Annotated in this window: 16 protein-coding genes; 1 reads left to right on the top strand and 15 read right to left on the bottom strand. The window is 66.5% G+C overall.

Annotation, left to right across the window (positions count from 1 at the left end; translation table 11 throughout):
• Nucleotides 1–186 precede the first annotated feature (186 nt).
• Nucleotides 187–1287 (top strand): polysaccharide biosynthesis/export family protein, encoded by a 1101-nt coding sequence (locus AC0KXH_RS07285; RefSeq protein ID WP_041106052.1) that lies wholly within the window; start codon nucleotides 187–189, stop codon nucleotides 1285–1287.
• 69 nt (nucleotides 1288–1356) lie between these two features.
• Here AC0KXH_RS07285 and AC0KXH_RS07280 read toward each other — a convergent pair whose 3' ends face one another.
• The 15 genes from AC0KXH_RS07280 to AC0KXH_RS07210 all read right to left on the bottom strand — a co-directional run bounded on the left by AC0KXH_RS07280 (nucleotide 1357) and on the right by AC0KXH_RS07210 (nucleotide 16847).
• Complete coding sequence (locus tag AC0KXH_RS07280) at nucleotides 1357–2625, bottom strand: OprD family porin (RefSeq protein WP_312380046.1); 1269 nt, start codon at nucleotides 2623–2625, stop codon at nucleotides 1357–1359.
• A gap of 93 nt (nucleotides 2626–2718) precedes the next feature.
• Entirely contained in the window at nucleotides 2719–3948 is a 1230-nt protein-coding gene (locus AC0KXH_RS07275) for a benzoate/H(+) symporter BenE family transporter (RefSeq protein ID WP_269262666.1), read from the bottom strand.
• 138 nt (nucleotides 3949–4086) lie between these two features.
• Complete coding sequence (catA, locus tag AC0KXH_RS07270) at nucleotides 4087–5025, bottom strand: catechol 1,2-dioxygenase (RefSeq protein ID WP_488224419.1); 939 nt, start codon at nucleotides 5023–5025, stop codon at nucleotides 4087–4089.
• A 44-nt stretch (nucleotides 5026–5069) separates the two neighbouring features.
• Entirely contained in the window at nucleotides 5070–5360 is a 291-nt protein-coding gene (catC, locus tag AC0KXH_RS07265; protein ID WP_061338458.1) for a muconolactone Delta-isomerase, read from the bottom strand.
• Nucleotides 5361–5379: 19 nt separating this feature from the next.
• On the bottom strand, nucleotides 5380–6501 hold the full coding sequence (locus AC0KXH_RS07260) for a muconate cycloisomerase family protein (RefSeq protein WP_488224418.1): 1122 nt from the start codon (nucleotides 6499–6501) through the stop codon (nucleotides 5380–5382).
• Between the two features lie 26 nt (nucleotides 6502–6527).
• A complete protein-coding gene (locus AC0KXH_RS07255; RefSeq protein WP_488224417.1) occupies nucleotides 6528–7868 on the bottom strand; it encodes an MFS transporter in 1341 nt (446 codons plus the stop codon).
• Nucleotides 7869–7920: 52 nt separating this feature from the next.
• Nucleotides 7921–8685 carry a 1,6-dihydroxycyclohexa-2,4-diene-1-carboxylate dehydrogenase gene (locus tag AC0KXH_RS07250; protein ID WP_488224416.1) on the bottom strand — a complete coding sequence of 255 codons (765 nt, stop codon included), beginning with the start codon at nucleotides 8683–8685 and terminating at the stop codon, nucleotides 7921–7923.
• A 147-nt stretch (nucleotides 8686–8832) separates the two neighbouring features.
• Nucleotides 8833–9843, bottom strand: coding sequence for a benzoate 1,2-dioxygenase electron transfer component BenC (gene benC, locus AC0KXH_RS07245; protein WP_488224415.1), 1011 nt, complete (start codon nucleotides 9841–9843; stop codon nucleotides 8833–8835).
• 77 nt (nucleotides 9844–9920) lie between these two features.
• On the bottom strand, nucleotides 9921–10409 hold the full coding sequence (benB, locus tag AC0KXH_RS07240) for a benzoate 1,2-dioxygenase small subunit (protein ID WP_061340683.1): 489 nt from the start codon (nucleotides 10407–10409) through the stop codon (nucleotides 9921–9923).
• Nucleotides 10410–11771, bottom strand: coding sequence for a benzoate 1,2-dioxygenase large subunit (benA, locus tag AC0KXH_RS07235; RefSeq protein WP_488224414.1), 1362 nt, complete (start codon nucleotides 11769–11771; stop codon nucleotides 10410–10412).
• A gap of 214 nt (nucleotides 11772–11985) precedes the next feature.
• Nucleotides 11986–12939, bottom strand: a complete 954-nt coding sequence (locus AC0KXH_RS07230; RefSeq protein ID WP_200292902.1) for an AraC family transcriptional regulator — start codon at nucleotides 12937–12939, stop codon at nucleotides 11986–11988.
• A gap of 185 nt (nucleotides 12940–13124) precedes the next feature.
• The gene (gene pcaD / locus AC0KXH_RS07225) at nucleotides 13125–13913 is read right to left on the bottom strand and encodes a 3-oxoadipate enol-lactonase (RefSeq protein ID WP_312198877.1); all 789 of its coding nucleotides are present in this window, start codon (nucleotides 13911–13913) and stop codon (nucleotides 13125–13127) included.
• An 83-nt stretch (nucleotides 13914–13996) separates the two neighbouring features.
• On the bottom strand, nucleotides 13997–15217 hold the full coding sequence (gene pcaF / locus AC0KXH_RS07220; protein ID WP_488224413.1) for a 3-oxoadipyl-CoA thiolase: 1221 nt from the start codon (nucleotides 15215–15217) through the stop codon (nucleotides 13997–13999).
• Nucleotides 15214–15996 (bottom strand): CoA-transferase subunit beta, encoded by a 783-nt coding sequence (locus tag AC0KXH_RS07215; protein WP_165563657.1) that lies wholly within the window; start codon nucleotides 15994–15996, stop codon nucleotides 15214–15216. The genes pcaF and AC0KXH_RS07215 overlap by 4 nt, the downstream gene beginning before the upstream one ends.
• Nucleotides 15996–16847, bottom strand: a complete 852-nt coding sequence (locus tag AC0KXH_RS07210) for a CoA transferase subunit A (protein ID WP_437270593.1) — start codon at nucleotides 16845–16847, stop codon at nucleotides 15996–15998. Before AC0KXH_RS07210 ends, AC0KXH_RS07215 begins: the two co-directional genes overlap by 1 nt.
• Nucleotides 16848–16958: the final 111 nt, after the last annotated feature.

Raw genomic sequence — 16958 nt, 5'->3', positions numbered from 1 at the left:
CTGAAGTCCGGCCAGGGTCAGAAGGAGAGACAACTTTGACTACCCACTGTGGGTCGCTGAGGAGTGTGAACCGATGACGCTCAGCTTCGACCGATGCGGGAGCCTCGCCCCGCAAATCGCCTTGCATCACCTCGAAAACGCCGCCTCACACCGTGAGCTTCAATAACTCCGTCAAGGATGAATCCCATGAAACCACTATTTGCTATCGCACTGACCTCCGCCCTGGCATTGCAGGGTTGCGCCTTCGCTCCCGGCCAGTACCTGGATCCGGATGACTTCGACAACGGCGGCGTGACCGAAGACGGCACCGTCGAGCTGATCCGCATCACGCCGGACCTGCTCAAGGGCGACCTGGCCTCCGATCGCGGCACTTCCAGCAAGCAGGAGCTGCTGAGCTACAAGCCCAGCGACTACCGGATCGGCGCCAATGATCTGCTCTACATCACCGTGTGGGATCACCCCGAGCTGACCGCACCGTCCGGCCCGCAGCAGCAGATCGACGCCAACGGCCGCCTCGTGCGCCCGGACGGCACCCTGTTCTACCCCTACATCGGCAACGTGCAGGCCGCCGGCAAGACCATCGAGGAGCTGCGCCGCAACATCGCCCAGCGTCTGACCAACTACATCGACAGCCCGCAGGTGGATGTCAGCATCCTGCGCTTCGGCAGCCAGCGCGTGGTCGTCTCCGGTGCGTTCAACACCGCCGGCGAAGTCCCGCTGACCACCGCGCCGATGACCATCGTCCAGGCCATCGGCCAGGCCGGCGTCGATACCGATACCGCCGACCTCACCGGGCTGGTGCTCAAGCGTGACGGCCGCGAGTACATGCTCAACGTCGACTCGCTGAACCGCGCCGACTCCTGGCTGAACCAGGTCTACCTGAAGGACGGCGACCAGCTGCACCTGCCGTACAACGATCAGAAGAAAGTCTACGTACTCGGCGAAGTGACCCTGCCGCAGGCCATGACCTTCAAGGCCACCAGCCTGAACCTGATGGATGCGCTCGGCTCGGCCGGCGGCGTTCGCCAGGACACTGCCGATGGCGATGCCATCTACGTGATCCGCGGCGCCGAGAACATCGCCACCGAAAAGGCCAAGGTGTTCCAGCTCGCTGCCGCTTCGCCGACCGCCTTCGCGCTGGCCAAGCACTTCCCGCTGCAGCCGCAGGACATCGTCTTCGTAGGCCCGGCCAACATCACCCGCTGGAATCGCTTCATCAGCGGACTGCTGCCGTCGGCCAGCATCGTCGGTACCGGTGCCGCGGCGGACTACAACCTGTCCCGCTAAGCTCGGCCCACCGGGCACAAAAAACCCCGCCAACCTGGCGGGGTTTTTTCGTTTCGCCGGGCTGGCGACTCAGAACAGCGTCCAGGTGTAGGTCAGGATCAGCCGGTTCTCGTCGATGTCGGTGCGGTAGTTCGAACGCGCAGTGACGTTGCGCACGCGCACACCGAGCCCCCTGAGGGCGCCGCTCTGTACCACGTAGCCGACGTCCAGGTCGCGCTCCCAGTCCTCGCCCTCGCGCGCGCTGCCGGTATCCACGTTGTCGCCCTTGAGATAACGCACCCCGGCCACCAGGCCCGGCACGCCCATGGCGGCGAAATCGTAGTCATACCGCAGCTGCCAGGAACGCTCGTCGGGCGAGGCGAACTCATAGGTCGGCACCTCGTTGCCCAGCGGGCTGACGGTGACGAACAGCCGCGGGAAGCCATCGTCGCCATACATGGCCTGATAGCCCAGATAGAACGTATGCCCACCGCGCCTGGCCGAGAACAGCGAGTAGAAAGCCTGGTTGTCGAGGCGGCCGATCAGCTGGTCGCCGTCTTCGGTCGAGTCGTAGTAGCCGAGATTGGCAGCCAGGGTCCAGTCGCCCAGCGGCTGGCTGTGCTTGAAGCTGACGTGGCGCTGGTTGTAGATGTCCTCGAGCTGCGCGTACCAGAGCCCGACGCTGGTGCGCTTGGCATTGAAGGCGTAGTCGGCACCGGCATAGTTGAAGCGGTCGGACGTGGCGCTGAAGTTCGGCCGATAGCCGATGATGGTGGCCATCTCGCCATCGCCGGCCTCGTTGCGCAGGCTTGTCGAGCGCAGCTGCCCGCCCTGCAGGGTCAGCCCCTCGATCTCGTTGGAAACCAGCGAGGCGCCCTGATAGGTGTTGGGCAGCAGACGGTTGTCGGTGAGCGTCAGCACCGGCAGGTTCGGCTGCAGTTCGCCGACCTTGAGCACGGTGTTAGAGACGCGCAGCTTCGCCGCTACACCCAGCCGGCTGTAGTCGTCGGGCGCAGGATCGCCGTAGGCGCCCGGCAGCAGCCCGCTGCCGGCACGGTCGGGGCTGGAATCGAGCTTGATGCCCAACAGGCCGATGGCATCGATCCCGAAGCCCACCGGCCCAGGTGTGTAGCCCGATTGCAGGTTGAGGACGAAGCCCTGGGCCCACTCCTCCGCCTTCGACTGGGTCGACGGGCCGACGATGTCGGAGAAGTCCCGGCTGAAGTAATAGTTGCGCGCCTGCAGCGTGGCGCTGGCGCCCGCGAGCAGGCCCTCCTCGGCTGCCTGCGCCGTCTGGACGCCGGCGGCGCTGAGGCTGATGGCCAGGGCAAGGCGGGAAAACATCGCTTTGTCAGTCATGGAATCGCTCTCTTTTGTTGTTGTTTTCAGGTGCAGGCCGCCGTGCGCTCCCGAGGCGGGAGCACAGTGGCGATCAGGTGGTTAGCGAGTCGGTCAGCGGGAGGCGGCGCGGCCCGGTTCCTTGCACGGGCTGGCCGGCGCCGCCTGCGCCAGGCCTGGGCTGCGCCAGCTCAGCAGCAGATGCGTGACGAGACCGAAGATCAGGCCCCAGAAGGCCGCCGAGAGACCGAGAAAACTCATGCCCGAGGCGGTGACCAGAAAGGTCACCAGCGCGGCCTCGCGATCGGCCGGGACCGACATCGCGCCGCTGAGCGCGCTGCCGATCGCACCCAGCAGGGCCAGCCCGGCCAGCGCGGCAATCAATGCCTGCGGAAAGGCGGCGAACAGCGACACCACGGTCGCGCCGAACACGCCGAAGATCAGGTACACCACGCCACCCACAACGCCGGCGACGTAGCGCCGAGACGGGTCCTCGTGGGCGTCGCGGCCGGTGCAGATCGCCGCGGTGATCGCCGCCAGGGTCAGCCCGTGACAACCGAAGGGCGCCAGCAGCAGCGAGCCGAGCCCGCTGCCGCTGATCAGCGGGCTCGCCGGCGTCGCGTAGCCGGCGCTGCGCAGCACCGCCATACCGGGCACGAACTGTCCGGTCAGCGCCACCATGATCAGCGGGAAGGCGACGTTGAGCACCACCTGCCAGTCGAACTGCGGCGCAATCCACTGCGGCGTCGCCAGCCCCAGCACCACGGCATCGGGGCGCAGCTCACCGGTGCCCAGCGCAACCGCCAAACCCACCGCCAGCACGGCGAACACCGCGTAGCGCGGCATCATGCGCTTGCCAAGCAGGTACGCACTGAACATCGCCAGCACCAGCAGCGGCGCCGATTCCAACGAGGCGAACAGCCCGGTGCCGAAGCGAAACAGGATGCCGGCCATCATTGCGGCGGCGATCGCCGCCGGGATATGGCGGATGATGCGGTCGAACGTACCGGACAGCCCGACCAGCAGGATCACCAGCGCCGTGGCCAGGTAGGCGCCGACGGCCTGGCCGAGGCTGATCTCCGGCAGCAGGCCGATCAGCAGGGCCGAGCCCGGCGCCGACCAGGCGATGACGATGGGCGCGCGGTAGCGCAGGCTGAGCAGGATGCCGAGCACGCCGCTGCCGATGGAGATCGTCCAGATCCACGACGACAGCACGGTGTCGGCAAGGTCCGCGGCATGCGCAACCTGGAAGATGATCACCAGGGGGCCGGCATAGGAAATCACGGTCGCGATGAAGCCGGCGACCGCGGCCGAGAGTGAGAAGTCTCTGAGCAACGCTTTCATACCGCCTCGCAAGGAATTCGGGCTGCCTCTTCGGGCCGCTCTTGTTTTTCAACGGGGCCGGCGACAGAGGCTGTCGTCCGGCCTCGCCCACCTCATGTGGGCGTTGCGGCCGGCGGGCAAGCCGCCGGCCGGGTTCGCTCAGGCCTCCTGCAGTGCACGCGGGCGCTTGCTGCGCTGTTCCGCGGTCGGGCTCGGCGCGGCCTGCAGCTGGAAGTCGAAGTCCAGCTCGGCGAAGCGCCCCGCGACGCCGCGCGCCTGCGCCTGCTCGGCGTCGTCGATGAAACGAATGTCGCCGACCAGGCCGTCGCGGGTGGCGTAGGCGAAGTCATCCCACAGGTACTGGTCGCCAGCCAGGTTGATCTGCGTGGTCAGCAGGCGATAGCCGGGGGCGGAAACGAAGAAGTGGATATGCGCCGGGCGCTGGCCATGCCGGCCGAGCAGGTCGAGGCATTCCTGGGTCGGGCCTTGCGGGTCGCACCCGTAGCCGCAGGGCACGATGCTGCGCGCGCGGTAGCGACCGTCGGCGTCGGTGACGATGCGCCGACGCAGGTTGAAGTCGGGCTGGCTCTTGTCGAAGTACGAGTAGTTGCCCTTGGTGTTGGCGTGCCACAGGTCGACGGTGGCCCCGGCGACCGGGTTGCCCTCGGCGTCCAGCACGCGGCCCTGGAGGAACATAACGGTGGCTTCGTCCAGCTCGCTGCCGTCGTCCATCCGCGCCTCGCCCTGGCAGATCGGCGCGCCGGCGACGTAGAGGGGGCCTTCGATGGTGCGCGGGGTGCCACCGGTGAGGCCGATCTGCTCGTCCTTGGCGTCCTGCAGCAGGTCGAGGAAGTGCTCCAGGCCGAGGCCGGCAACCAGCAGGCCGGCTTCGTGGCGACCACCCAGGCGGTTGAGGTAGTCCACCGCCAGCCAGAACTCGTCCTGGGTCACTTCGAGGTCCTCGATGATCCTCGCTACGTCATTGACGATGCGCAGTATCAGCTGCTTGACGCGGGAATCGCCGCTGTCGTTGTTGTAGCCGCTGACCTCCTTGAAGAAGTCCTGAACTTGCGCGGTCTGGGAGATTTTCACGGTCATTTTCGTTTCCTCGAATTGTTCTTGTGAGGTGCGGGGCGCGGTGATCAGCGGTCATCGGCATGAATGGACGAAGGGTGGCGACACAGGCCGGTCACCTCGATGTCCATGTAGGGGAACAGCGGCAGCTGCATGAGGGTGTCATGCAGCGCCTCGACGCTCTGGACGTCGAACACGCTGTAGTTGGCGTACTGGCCGGCGATGCGCCACAGGTGGCGCCAGGTGCCCTCGCGCATCAGGCGCTGGGCCAGTTCCTTCTCGTCGGCCTTGAGCTGCGCGGCGCGCTCGGCAGGCATGTCGTGCGGCAGCTTTACGGTCATCTTTACGTGGAACAACATCGCAAGGTCCTCCTCGGAATCACGAGCGGGCGAAGCGCTTGAGGCGCTCTTCGTCCAGGGTCAGGCCCAGGCCCGGCGTACGCGGGACCTGCAGCTGGAAGTCGCGGTAGACCGGCGGCTCGGTGACGATCTCTTCGGTCAGCAGCAGCGGGCCGAACAGTTCGGTGCCCCAGGTCAGCTGGCGCAGGGTGATGAAGGCGTGCGCCGACGCCAGGGTGCCGATCGCGCCCTCGAGCATGGTCCCGCCGTAGAGCGCGATGCCGGCGGCCTCGGCGATCTGCGCGGTGCGCAGCACGGCCCGCGGGCCGCCGTTCTTGGCTATCTTCAGGGCGAACACGCTGGCCGCGCCGTCGGCCGCCAGGCTGAAGGCATCCTCGACGCTCTCGATGGATTCGTCGGCCATGATCGGCGCCGGGCTGCGCTGGTTCAGGCGCACCTGGCCGGCACGGTTGATACGCGAAATCGGCTGCTCGATCAGGTCGATGCCGTTGCCGCCGAGCACCTGGCAGGCGCGGATCGCCTGGGACTCGTCCCAGCCCTGGTTGACGTCGACACGCACGCTGGCGCGCTCACCAAGAGCTCGCTTGATGGCGACCACGTGCTGGAGGTCATGGGCCACCTCGTTGGCACCGATCTTCAGCTTGAACAGCCGATGACGACGCAGATCGAGCATCTGTTCGGCTTCGGCGATATCGCGGGCGGTATCGCCGGAAGCCAGCGTCCAGGCCACTTCCAGCCCGTCGCGCACACGCCCGCCGAGCAGCTCGCTGACCGGCAGCCCGAGGCGCTTGCCCTGGGCATCGAGCAGCGCGCTTTCCAGGCCGGACTTGGCGAAGGTGTTGCCCTTGGCCGCCTTGTCCAGACGCAGCATCGCGGCGTTGACGTTGGTGGCGTCCTGGCCGACCAGCAGCGGCGCCAGGTGGCTGTCGATGTTCTGCTTGATGCTCTCCGGGCTTTCGTTGCCGTAGGCGAGCCCACCGATGGTGGTGGACTCGCCGAGGCCTTCGATGCCGTCGGAGCAGCGCAGGCGGATCACCACCAGCGTCTGGTTCTGCATGGTGTGCATGGCCAGCTTGTGCGGGCGGATGGTCGGCAGGTCGACGATGACCGCCTGGATGCTTTCGATCTGGATGTCGTGCATGTCCGTATCCGTTGAGAAAAGTCAAATCAGGCCTTGGCGCCGGCCAGCGCCGCGCCCGTCACCGCTTGCCGCGGGCGGCTCAGGGCGAACACCGTCATCGCCAGCGCAGCGATCGCACCGGGGATGGCGAAGGCCATGAAGTTCAATTGCAGCGGCAGGTTCACGGCCATCAGCGCACCGCCCAGCAGCGGGCCGACGATGGCGCCGTTGCGGCCGATACCGGAGGCCCAACCCAGCCCCGTGGAGCGGATCGACAGGCCGTAGAACTGCGCCGCGCAGGCGTAGAGCAGGATCTGCGTGCCGATGGTGGTGGCGCCGGCGATGAAGATCAGCCCATAGAGCAGCGGCGTCGGGCTCTTGAAACCGAGCAGGCTGATCGACACGGCCGCCGCGACGAAGAAGCCGATCATCACCTTGACCAGGTTGAAGCGATCGCCCAGCCAGCCACCGACGATCGCCCCGGCCATGCCGCCGAAGTTCAGTGCGAGCAGGAACGAGAGACTCGAACCCAGGCTGTAGCCGGCGCCGGCCATGAGCTTGGGCAGCCAGGAGCTGAGTGCGTAGACCATCAGCAGGCAGCAGAAGAACGCCACCCAGATCGACAGCGTGCGCACCGTGCGGCCTTCCTTGAACAGGGCCAGCACCGAGACGCTGGCGCCCTTGACGTCGGCGACTTCCAGTGCCGCATCGGCCGGCAGTCCGGCCGTCGGGTCGACCCGCTTGAGCAGCTCGCGCGCTTCGGCCTGGCGCCCCTGGCGCACCAGAAAGCCGACCGACTCGGGCAGGTAATAGAGGATCACCGGCAACAGCAGCAGTGGCACCGCGGCGGCGAAGAACATCGATTCCCAGCCGAAGCGCGGCAGCATGTAGATGCCGACGCCCGCCGAGAGCATGCCGCCGATCGAATAGCCGCTGAACATCACCGCCACCAGCGTGCTGCGCAGGCGCTTGGGCGCGTACTCGTTCATCAGCGCCACGGCGTTGGGCATAAGCCCACCGCAGCCGAGCCCGGCGATGAAGCGGAAAATGCCGAATTCGGTCGGGCTGCTGGCGAAGCCGTTGAGAATGGTCGCCGAGCTGAACAGCGCGAAGCAGATGGCGATGCCCTTCTTGCGGCCGATGCGGTCGGCCAGGGTGCCGAAGCCCAGCGCGCCGAACATCATGCCGAACAGCGCATAGCTGCCCAGCGCGCCGGCCTGCATCGGCGTCAGCCCCCACTCCTGCATCAGCACCAGCAGGACCACGCCGTAGATGAACAGGTCGTAACCGTCGAAGATCAGTAGCAGTGCGCACAGCGCCATCACCATCCAGTGAAAGCGGCTGAAGCGCGCGTTGTCGATGATCTGGTTTGTCTCGATCGTACGCATGGCTTGACTCTCTTTTGTTGTTGTTCTGAATCGTCTGCGGGCGGAGCCGGCCTCAGCCGAGGTCCCCGCCGCCTACCGGCAGGGTCACGCCGGTGATGTAGGAGGCCTCGTCCGAGGCGAGAAAGAGGATCGCGCCGACCTGCTCGTCGAGCGTGCCGTAGCGCTTCATCAGGCTGCTGTCGATCGTCTGGTCGACGATCTGCTGGTACCAGCCCTTCTCCTGTTCGCTCTGCTCGCCGGCGTTGCGCGGGATGCGCCGCGGCGGCGCCTCGGTGCCGCCCGGCGCCGTGGCGTTGACCCGCACACCGCGCTGCGCGGTCTCGAACGCCAGGCAGGCGGTCAGCGCGTTGACGCCGCCCTTGGCCGCGCCGTAGGGCACGCGGTTGACGCTGCGCGTGGCGATGGAGGAAACGTTGACGATGGCACCGCTGCCCTGCTCGAGCATCTGCGGCAGCGCGGCGTTGCAGCACCACAGGGTGGGAAACAGCGAGCGCCGCACTTCGGCTTCGATCTCCTGCTCGCGGTAGTGCTCGAACGGCTTGGCCCAGATGGTGCCGCCGACGTTGTTGATCAGAATGTCGAGCCGACCGAAGCGCTCGACCGCGGCACGCATGACCTGCCGGCAGTCGCCGTACTGCTCCAGATCGGCGGTCAGACAGAGCACCGCATCAGGCCCGGCCAGTTCGTAGACCAACTCGGAGCGGTCCACCGCGACGACCTTCGCGCCCTCGGCCAGCAGCCGCTCGGCGACCCGCCGGCCGATGCCCTGGGCGGCACCGGTGACCACGGCAACCTTGTTGTGGAAACGTGTGTTCATCTACCTTCCCTCGATGCTCGAAGCGATGCACAAACCCCTGTGGGAGCGAGCCTGCTCGCGAAGTTTTCGGTGCGGTGATCCAAGCACCGGTGCCGATCCCTTTTTCGCGGGCAAGCCCGCGCCTGCCAGTCCGTGCGGTTCATGCCCTTATGCGCTGGCGGCGAACTTCTCGTAGTAGAAATTGGCCGGCTCGATGCCCTGCTCGCGGATGAACTGGCTGACCGCCTCGACCATCGGCGGCGGCCCGCAGAGGTAGATGTCGACTTCGCCATCGTTGAGGTGCGTCGGCTCGATGTGCTGGGTGACGTAGCCCTTCTGCGGGTAGGCGCTGTCCGGGCTGGCCACGCAGGCGCTGAAGGTGAAGTTGGGGATGCGCGCGGCGAAGTCGGCCAAGCGCTCCATCTCCACCAGGTCGTGGTCGTGGGTCACGCCGTAGACCAGGTGCACCGGGTGCTCGCTGCCTTCGTCGGCGATCTTTTCGAGCATGGCGGTGAACGGCGCCAGGCCGGTGCCGCCGGCCAGCAGCAGCAGCGGGCGCCTGATCTTGCGCAGGTAGAAGCTGCCCAGCGGCCCGGTCAGTTCGAGGCTGTCGCCGGCCTTGGCCAGGCTGCTGAGGAAGGAGCTCATCAGCCCGCCGGGCACGTTGCGGATCAGAAAGCTCACCTGCCCGCCCTTCTGCAGCGAGCTGAAGGAATAGGCGCGGGTCTGCTCCGTGCCAGGCACCTTGAGGTTGACGTACTGGCCGGGCAGAAAGGCCAGCCGGCTCAGCGATTCGCCGCGGATCGACAGCGCGATGGTGCTTTCCGAAAGCTGGCGCACCTCGCTGATCGCCGCCTCGTAGCTGCCCTGCGGCGCCTTGCAGACCGCCGAGGACGCCGGCACGCGGACCACGCAGTCGCTCTCCACGCGCATCTGGCAGGTCAGCACGTAGCCTTGGGCGACTTCGTCGTCACTCAGCGCGTCCTCGATGAACTCCTCGCCGAGGTCGTAGAGGCCGGACTCGGCCTGGCACTTGCACGCGCCGCAGGCACCGTCGCGGCAGTCCAGCGGGATGTTGATGCCCTGGCGATAGGAGGCGTCGGCCACCGTCTCACCGGGGTTGATGTCGATGAAACGGGTCACGCCGTCTTCGAAGTTCAACGCGATGGTATGCGTCATGCTGCACCTCGCTTGCACGGGTCGGGGACCAGGCGGGGGGCGGGCCTCACGGCCCGGGCCAGCGCCAGGGTCGTGGTTCAGATGTGGTAGACGTCGATGATCTGGCGCACGTAGTCGTTCTTCAGCACGACCTTCTTGGCCTTGATCAGCAGGTTCTCGCCACGGGTGTCCAGCGTGTAGAAGCTGGTGCCGTAGAACTGGTCGACCGTCTTGTAGCGGAAGCTCAGGGTGTGCCAGTTGAAGCGCACCTTGCAGTAGCCCTCGCCCTGCTCCACCAGCTCGATGTTGCTGATGTTGTGCGAGGTCCGCGTGTCCGGGATGGTCGCGCTGGAGCGCTCGGTGCGGATGCGGAACACCCGGTCTTCCAGGCCGCCGCGGTTGCCATACCAGATCAGCGAGATCTCGGTCTGCGGGTTTTCGGTCAGGCGGTCGCGATCGTCCCAGGCCGGCATCCAGAAGGTCGCATCCGGTGCGTACTGCTCCAGCCAGCTGTCCCAGTCCTTGTCGTCGAGGTAGCGCGCCTCGCGGTAGAGGAAATCGCGCACGGCTTCGTAGGAGACGGTCATTTACGCGCCCTCCACGTGAATCAGCTGATCGGCTTCGCGCTCCAGCGCCTTGACCATCTGCTGCTGCCAGTACTCGTGTTGGCGTACGAACAGGCCTTCGTCTTCGGTGCGCACGCCGCTGAGCGCCGGCTTGAGGTCGATCTGCACGGCGGCTTCATCCGGGCCTTCGATCCAGTGTTCGGCGCCGCGCGACATGTCGTTCCACTCCATCGCGCGGCCCTGGTAGCCGGCCTGGCAGGCGCGGAATTCTTCCAGGTCGTCCGGCGTGGCCATCCCGCTGACGTTGAAGAAGTCCTCGTACTGGCGGATGCGCCGGGCACGCGCCTCGGCACTTTCACCCTTGGGGGCGATGCAGTAGATGGTGACTTCGGTCCGGTCGACCGAGATCGGCCGGGCGATGCGCAGCTGCGAGCCGAACTGGTCCATCAGGTACAGGTTCGGGTACAGGCAGAGGTTGCGCGAGTGGCCGATCATCCAGTCGGCACGCGCCTCGCCGAATTCGGCGACCAGGCGCTCACGCTGGTTGAACAGCGGGCGATCCTCGGGGTTGTCCCAGCGGGTCCAGAGCAGCAGGTGGCCGTTCTCGAAGGAATAGAAGCCGCCGCCCTTCTTGCCCCAGCCGCCGGCGCTCATGGCACGGATGTCGTCGCCGGCTTCCTTGAGCTTGCGCTGCTGCTGGGTAGCCGCGTAGTTCCAGTGCACGGCGGTGACGTGGTAACCGTCGGCGCCGTTCTCGGCGGTCAGCTTCCAGTTGCCCTCGTAGACATAGCTGGACGAGCCGCGCAGCACTTCCAGGCCATCCGGCGACTGGTCGACCACCATGTCGATGATCTTCCGCGCCTCGCCGAGGAAGTCTTCGAGCGGCTGCACGTCGGGGTTCAGGCTGCCGAACAGGAAGCCGCGGTAGGACTCGAAGCGCGCGACCTTTTTCAGGTCGTGGGAACCGTCGCAGTTGAAGCTCGACGGGTAGCCGGCCTCCTTCGGATCCTTGACCTTGAGCAGCTTGCCGGAGTTGTTGAAGGTCCAGCCGTGGAACGGGCAGGTGTAGCTGGACTTGTTGCCGCTCTTGAAGCGGCACAGCACCGCGCCTTTGTGGCTGCAGGCGTTGATGAACGCGTTGAGCTCACCCTCCTTGTTGTGCGCGATGATGATGGGCTGGCGGCCCATGTTGGTGGTGAAGTAGTCGTTCTTCTCCGGGATCTGGCTTTCGTGGGCGAGGAATACCCAGTTGCCTTCGAAGATGTACTTCAGCTCCAGCTCGAACAGCTGCGGGTTGGTGAACATCTCGCGCTTGTTGCGGTAGATGCCCTTTTCCTTGTCTTCTTCCAGCAAGGACTGGAGATAGTCGAATCCGAGGGTCATGGCCGGGCTCCATTGTTCTTGTTGCCTACGGGGCCAAGGTTAGGGAGCCGGTGCGGCGGCCAATATCCGCTTTCTGCAGGACCCTCATCCGTTTCTTGCAGACCGATGACAGCAGCCGTGATGGGCGGTCAGCCCGCAGAAAGAGCGCAGCGCAAAAAAAAGCCGGCGCACCATCGGTGGCCGGCCAGGGGGGACGCAGCGGAGAACGGATACGTCAGTGCGCGCGACGCAAGGTGTCCGAAGGGAGCTCGCCAAAGGCGTTGCGGTAGCTTTCGGAGAAGCGCCCCAGGTGCAGGAAGCCGTAGTCCATGGCGACCTCGGTGACGTTGCGCACGCCGCCCTCCGGGTCGCTCAGCGAGCAGCGCACGCGCTCGAGCTTGCGCTGGCGGATGAACGACTTCGGCGTGGTGCCGGCCTTGCGCTCGAACAGCACATAGAGCGAGCGCGGGCTCATGTGTGCCAGCTCCGCCAGTTGCTCGACGGTGATGTCCTGTTTGATGTGTTCTTCGATGTAGTCGACCAGGCGACCGAAGGTCGGGCAGCTTTCCAGGCCTTCGCGGCTGACGTTGTTGGTCAACAGGCAGAGCAGCTTGCTGGCGATGATACGGCTGTACTGCTCCTGCACCAGGCCGACGCTGCTGGCGCTTTCGGCCTCATGGCAGACCAGCCCGAGCAGGCTGTCGAAGCCGTCGATCTGCTCCAGGCGGTAGCGGCTCTCGGCGAAACGGATGCCTTCGCGCGGAGCCTTCCAGCGGTTCTCCAGGCAGGCCTGCTCGAGAAACGCGGCGGGCAGCTTGACGATCAGCTTCTCGCAGTCGTCCGAGTAGGTCAGGTCGACCCCGTCATCGGGGTTGATCAGCAGCAGCTCGCCGGGGGTGAACACGTGCTCCTGCCCGCGCCCGCCGCGCCAGAGGCAGTGGCCGCGCTGCAGCACCTGCAGGTGATAGAGGTTCTCCAGCGCCGGCGAGGTGACCTGCACGCGCCCGCCATAGCTGATCTGACACAGGTCGATGCGGCCGAACTTGCGATGGCTCAGGCTCGCTTCCGGCCGCGTCTTGGCACTGAGGCGGATGCAATGCGGGCCGACATGCTCGTTCACGTAGTCGGAAACCGCATGCGGGTCGGCATGATCGAAAATCCTGCTCTTGAGTTTCAGCAGACTGTCCATCGGTGGCACCTGATTATTTTTGTAATGGTTCCGGAGCTTCCCTGCGGCGCTCCGGAGCACGCTGATTGCCTGGTTAGTAGACACCGCGCGGGGCCTGCTGGCGACTGCCTGCAGCCGAATCTGGTCGATAGTCGAACAGCATCGGATTACAAACTATTACGAAACAGCGATACCGGACCGTTCCGTCAGCCGCGCAGAAAGCCCAGGACCTGCGCCGTAAAGCGCTCGGCGGCTTCGACGTTGGACAGGTGCGCAGCCTCGAACACGACCAGCTGCGCGCCGGCGATGCGTGCCTGCATGAAGCGCCCGTCCTCCGGGGTGGTCACCGCATCCCTTTCGCCGCAAACGATCAGCGTCGGCCGGGCGATGGCACCGAGCAGGCCACGGAAATCGGCATCGCGCACCGCGGCGCAGTTGGCGGCATAGCCCTCCGGCGAGGTGCTGGCGACCATGTCGGCGATGCGCGAGGCCTCTGCCGCGGCGCGTTCTCGGAAGGCGTCGGTGAACCAGCGACCCATGGCCGCGTCGCGCATCGCCGCCATCGCCTGCGCACCGCCAGCCAGGACGCTCTCGATGCGCTGGTTCCAGCCCTCCGCCTCGCCGATCTTCGCCGCGGTGTTGCAAATCACCAGGCGCTGCAGACGCTCACCGGCATGGATACCCAGCCACTGGCCGATCAGCCCGCCCATGGACAAGCCGCAGAAGGCAAATGTCTCGATACCCAGTGCATCGAGCAGCCCCAGCACGTCGCGGCCGAGCTGTTCGATGCTGTAGGGGCCCGGCGTGACGCCCGAGCCGCCGTGGCCGCGGGTGTCGTAGCGCAGCACGCGAAAGTGCTCGGCCAACGCGGGGACCTGTGCGTCCCACATGTGCAGGTCGGTGCCCAGCGAGTTGGACAGCACCAGCACCGGGGCATCCTCGCGGCCATCGAGACGGTAATTCAGGTGGATATCGTTTAGTTGCACTGTCGGCATCGTGGCTCTCGCTTCAATCAGGGTTGGCTTGGTCGGTGCGCCGGCCACGGGACCGGCGCAGACCGTCACAGTCTAGTTGGGGGTCACGCCAGCGGGCCGGACACGCGTTCCAGCGCCAGCGCCAGGCCCTGCCCGACGCCGACGCACATGGTCGCAAGGCCGAAGCGGCCGCCGCTGCGTTCCAGCTGATGCACCGTCGTCAGCACCAGGCGCGCACCGCTCATGCCCAGCGGATGGCCGAGGGCGATGGCGCCGCCATTGGGGTTCACCCTGGGGCTGTCATCGGGCAGGCCGAGATCGCGCGTGACGGCGAGTGCCTGAGCGGCGAAGGCCTCGTTGAGTTCGACCACGTCGAAGTCCTCGACGGCCAGGCTCAGCCGCTCGCACAGGCGGCGCACGGCCGGTACCGGGCCGACGCCCATCACCCGCGGCGCAACGCCGGCACTGGCCATGCCGAGCACCCGGGCGCGCGGCGTGAGCCCGTACCGCTTCACCGCGTCGGCGCTGGCCAGGATCATCGCCGCCGCGCCGTCGTTGACGCCCGAGGCGTTGCCGGCAGTGACGGTCTTGGCCTCACCGTTGACCGGCCTGAGCTTGGCCAGCGCTTCGGCGCTGGTATCGGCGCGCGGATGCTCATCGGTGTCGACGACCGTTTCGCCCTTCTTGCCTCTGATTACCACCGGGACGATCTCCTCGGCGAAGTAACCGGCTCGTTGCGCTTGGGCGGTGCGCTGCTGGCTGCGCAGAGCGAAAGCGTCCTGATCGGCGCGGCTGACCTGCCAGTCGTCCGCGACGTTATCGGCGGTCTGCGGCATGGCATCCACGCCGTACATGTCCTTCATCTTCGGATTGATGAAGCGCCAGCCGATGGTGGTGTCCTCGAGCTTCTGGCTGCGGCAGAACGCCGTGTCGGCCTTGCCCATCACATAGGGCGCGCGGGACATGGATTCCACGCCGCCGGCGATGGCCAGCTCCATTTCACCGCAGGCGATGGCGCGAAAGGCCGTGCCTACCGCGTCCATGCCCGAGGCGCACAGCCGGTTCAGGGTCACGCCGGGCACCGTCTCCGGCAAACCGGCGAGCAGCGCGGCCATGCGCGCGACGTTGCGGTTATCCTCGCCGGCCTGGTTGGCGCAACCCATGAACACCTCGTCGATCGCCGCCGGGTCGAGCCCCGGGTTGCGCTCGAGCAGCGCCTTCAGCGGCACGGCAGCCAGGTCGTCGGCACGTACGCCGGCCAGGGCGCCGCCAAAACGGCCAATAGGCGTGCGCACCGCATCGCAGATGAATACCTCACGCATCACTCTTCTCCTCCCGGCTGACCATGTGCGGCGGCCGTGCGGGCTTCGAGGGCACGCAGCGCCGTGAGTTCTTCGGCGCGCGGCGCCTCGGTGGTGGCCAGCTCTTCGGCAAAACGGATCGGCCAGCCGGTGTTCTCGATCACCTGCTCGCGGCTCACCCCCGGGTGCAGCGCGGTGACGATGAACTCGTGGGTGCCGGGCTCGGGCTCCATGATGCACAGGTCGGTGATGATCGCCACCGGCCCCTTGCCGGGCAGACCGAGCTGCTTGCGATGTTCGCCGCCCTCGCCGAAACCGACCGAGGTGACGAACGCCAGCCGGTCGACGAAGGTACGGTGCGACTGCTTGAGGATGATCAGCACCTCCTTGGCGCTGCCGGCGATCTCCGGTGCGCCACCGGCGCCCGGCAGGCGCACCTTCGGCTGGTGGTAGTCGCCGATCACGGTAGTGTTGATGTTGCCGTACTTGTCCACCTGGGCGGCGCCGAGAAAGCCCACGTCGATGCGCCCACCCTGCAGCCAGTAGCGAAAGATCTCGCCGGTGGGCACCACGGTATCGGCGGTCTCGGCCAGCTCGCCGTCGCCGATCGACAACGGCAGCACCGAAGGCTTGGCGCCGATCGGGCCGGATTCGTAGATCAGCACGACTTCCGGCGCGTGGGTCAGGCGCGCCAGGTTGGCGGCCTTCGAAGGCAGGCCGATGCCGACGAAGCAGACGCTGCCATTGCCCAGGCGGCGGGCGGCGGCGACGGTCATCATTTCATTGGTGCTGTAGGCGCTCATCAGTTGGCCTCCCCTGCGAGCTTTTGCTGGAACTCGGCGAAATCGGCCGTGCCGCGAATGTAGCTGTCGATCCAGGCGTTGAACGCCTCGCGGTCGCGGGCGATCGGATCCCAGGCCTGGTAGAAGCGGTTGTCGCGCTCGTAGTAGCCGTGGGCATAGGACGGATGCGCGCCGCCCGGCACCACGCAGACCGCGGTCAACGCCCAGGTCGGCAGCACGCAGGCGTTCATCGGCGCATTCAGGTCGTCGACGATTTCCTCGACGGTGACGATGCAGCGCTTGGCGGCCAGGGCGGCTTCCTTCTGTACCCCGAGAATGCCCTGGATCAGCACGTTGCCCTGGCGGTCGGCCTTTTGCGCGTGGATCACGGTGACGTCCGGGCGCACGCTGGGCACGGCGGCCAGTACTTCGCCGCTGAACGGACAGGTGACCGACCTGATCAGCGGGTTGACCTTTGGCAGGTCGGAGCCGGCATAGGCGCGCAGCACGGCGAACGGCAGGCCCGAGGCGCCGGCGACGTAGGCATTGGCCAGGTCGGCGTGGCTGTGCTCCTCGATCTCCAGCGGTTGCGGCCACTGCTTCTCCACCGCATCGCGCAGGCGGTGCAGCGAGCCGACGCCGGGGTTGCCGCCCCAGGAGAAGATCAGCTTCTTCGCGCAACCGGCGCCGATCAGCAGGTCGTAGACCAGGTCGGGCGTCATGCGCACCAGGGTCAGGTCTTTTTTCGCCTGGCGCACGATTTCGTGCGCGGCCGCGGTAGGGATCAGGTGGGTAAAGCCTTCGAGGGCGACGGTGTCGCCATCGCCGATGAAGCGACGGATCGCCTCGGAGAGCGTGAGCAATTCAGCCATGGGAGGTCTCGCGTGGTTTGGTGCGTGGACCAAACGGTAACGAGAGACGGCGCAGGCGAACAATACGGTAATCGGTCATACCGTTCGATTATCGAACAGATATTCCCGTAC

The organism is Stutzerimonas sp. CXK-1 (genome assembly GCF_057738225.1).
The sequence above is the reverse complement of the archived record's forward strand: the minus strand, read 5'-3'. Positions and strand labels throughout refer to the sequence as shown.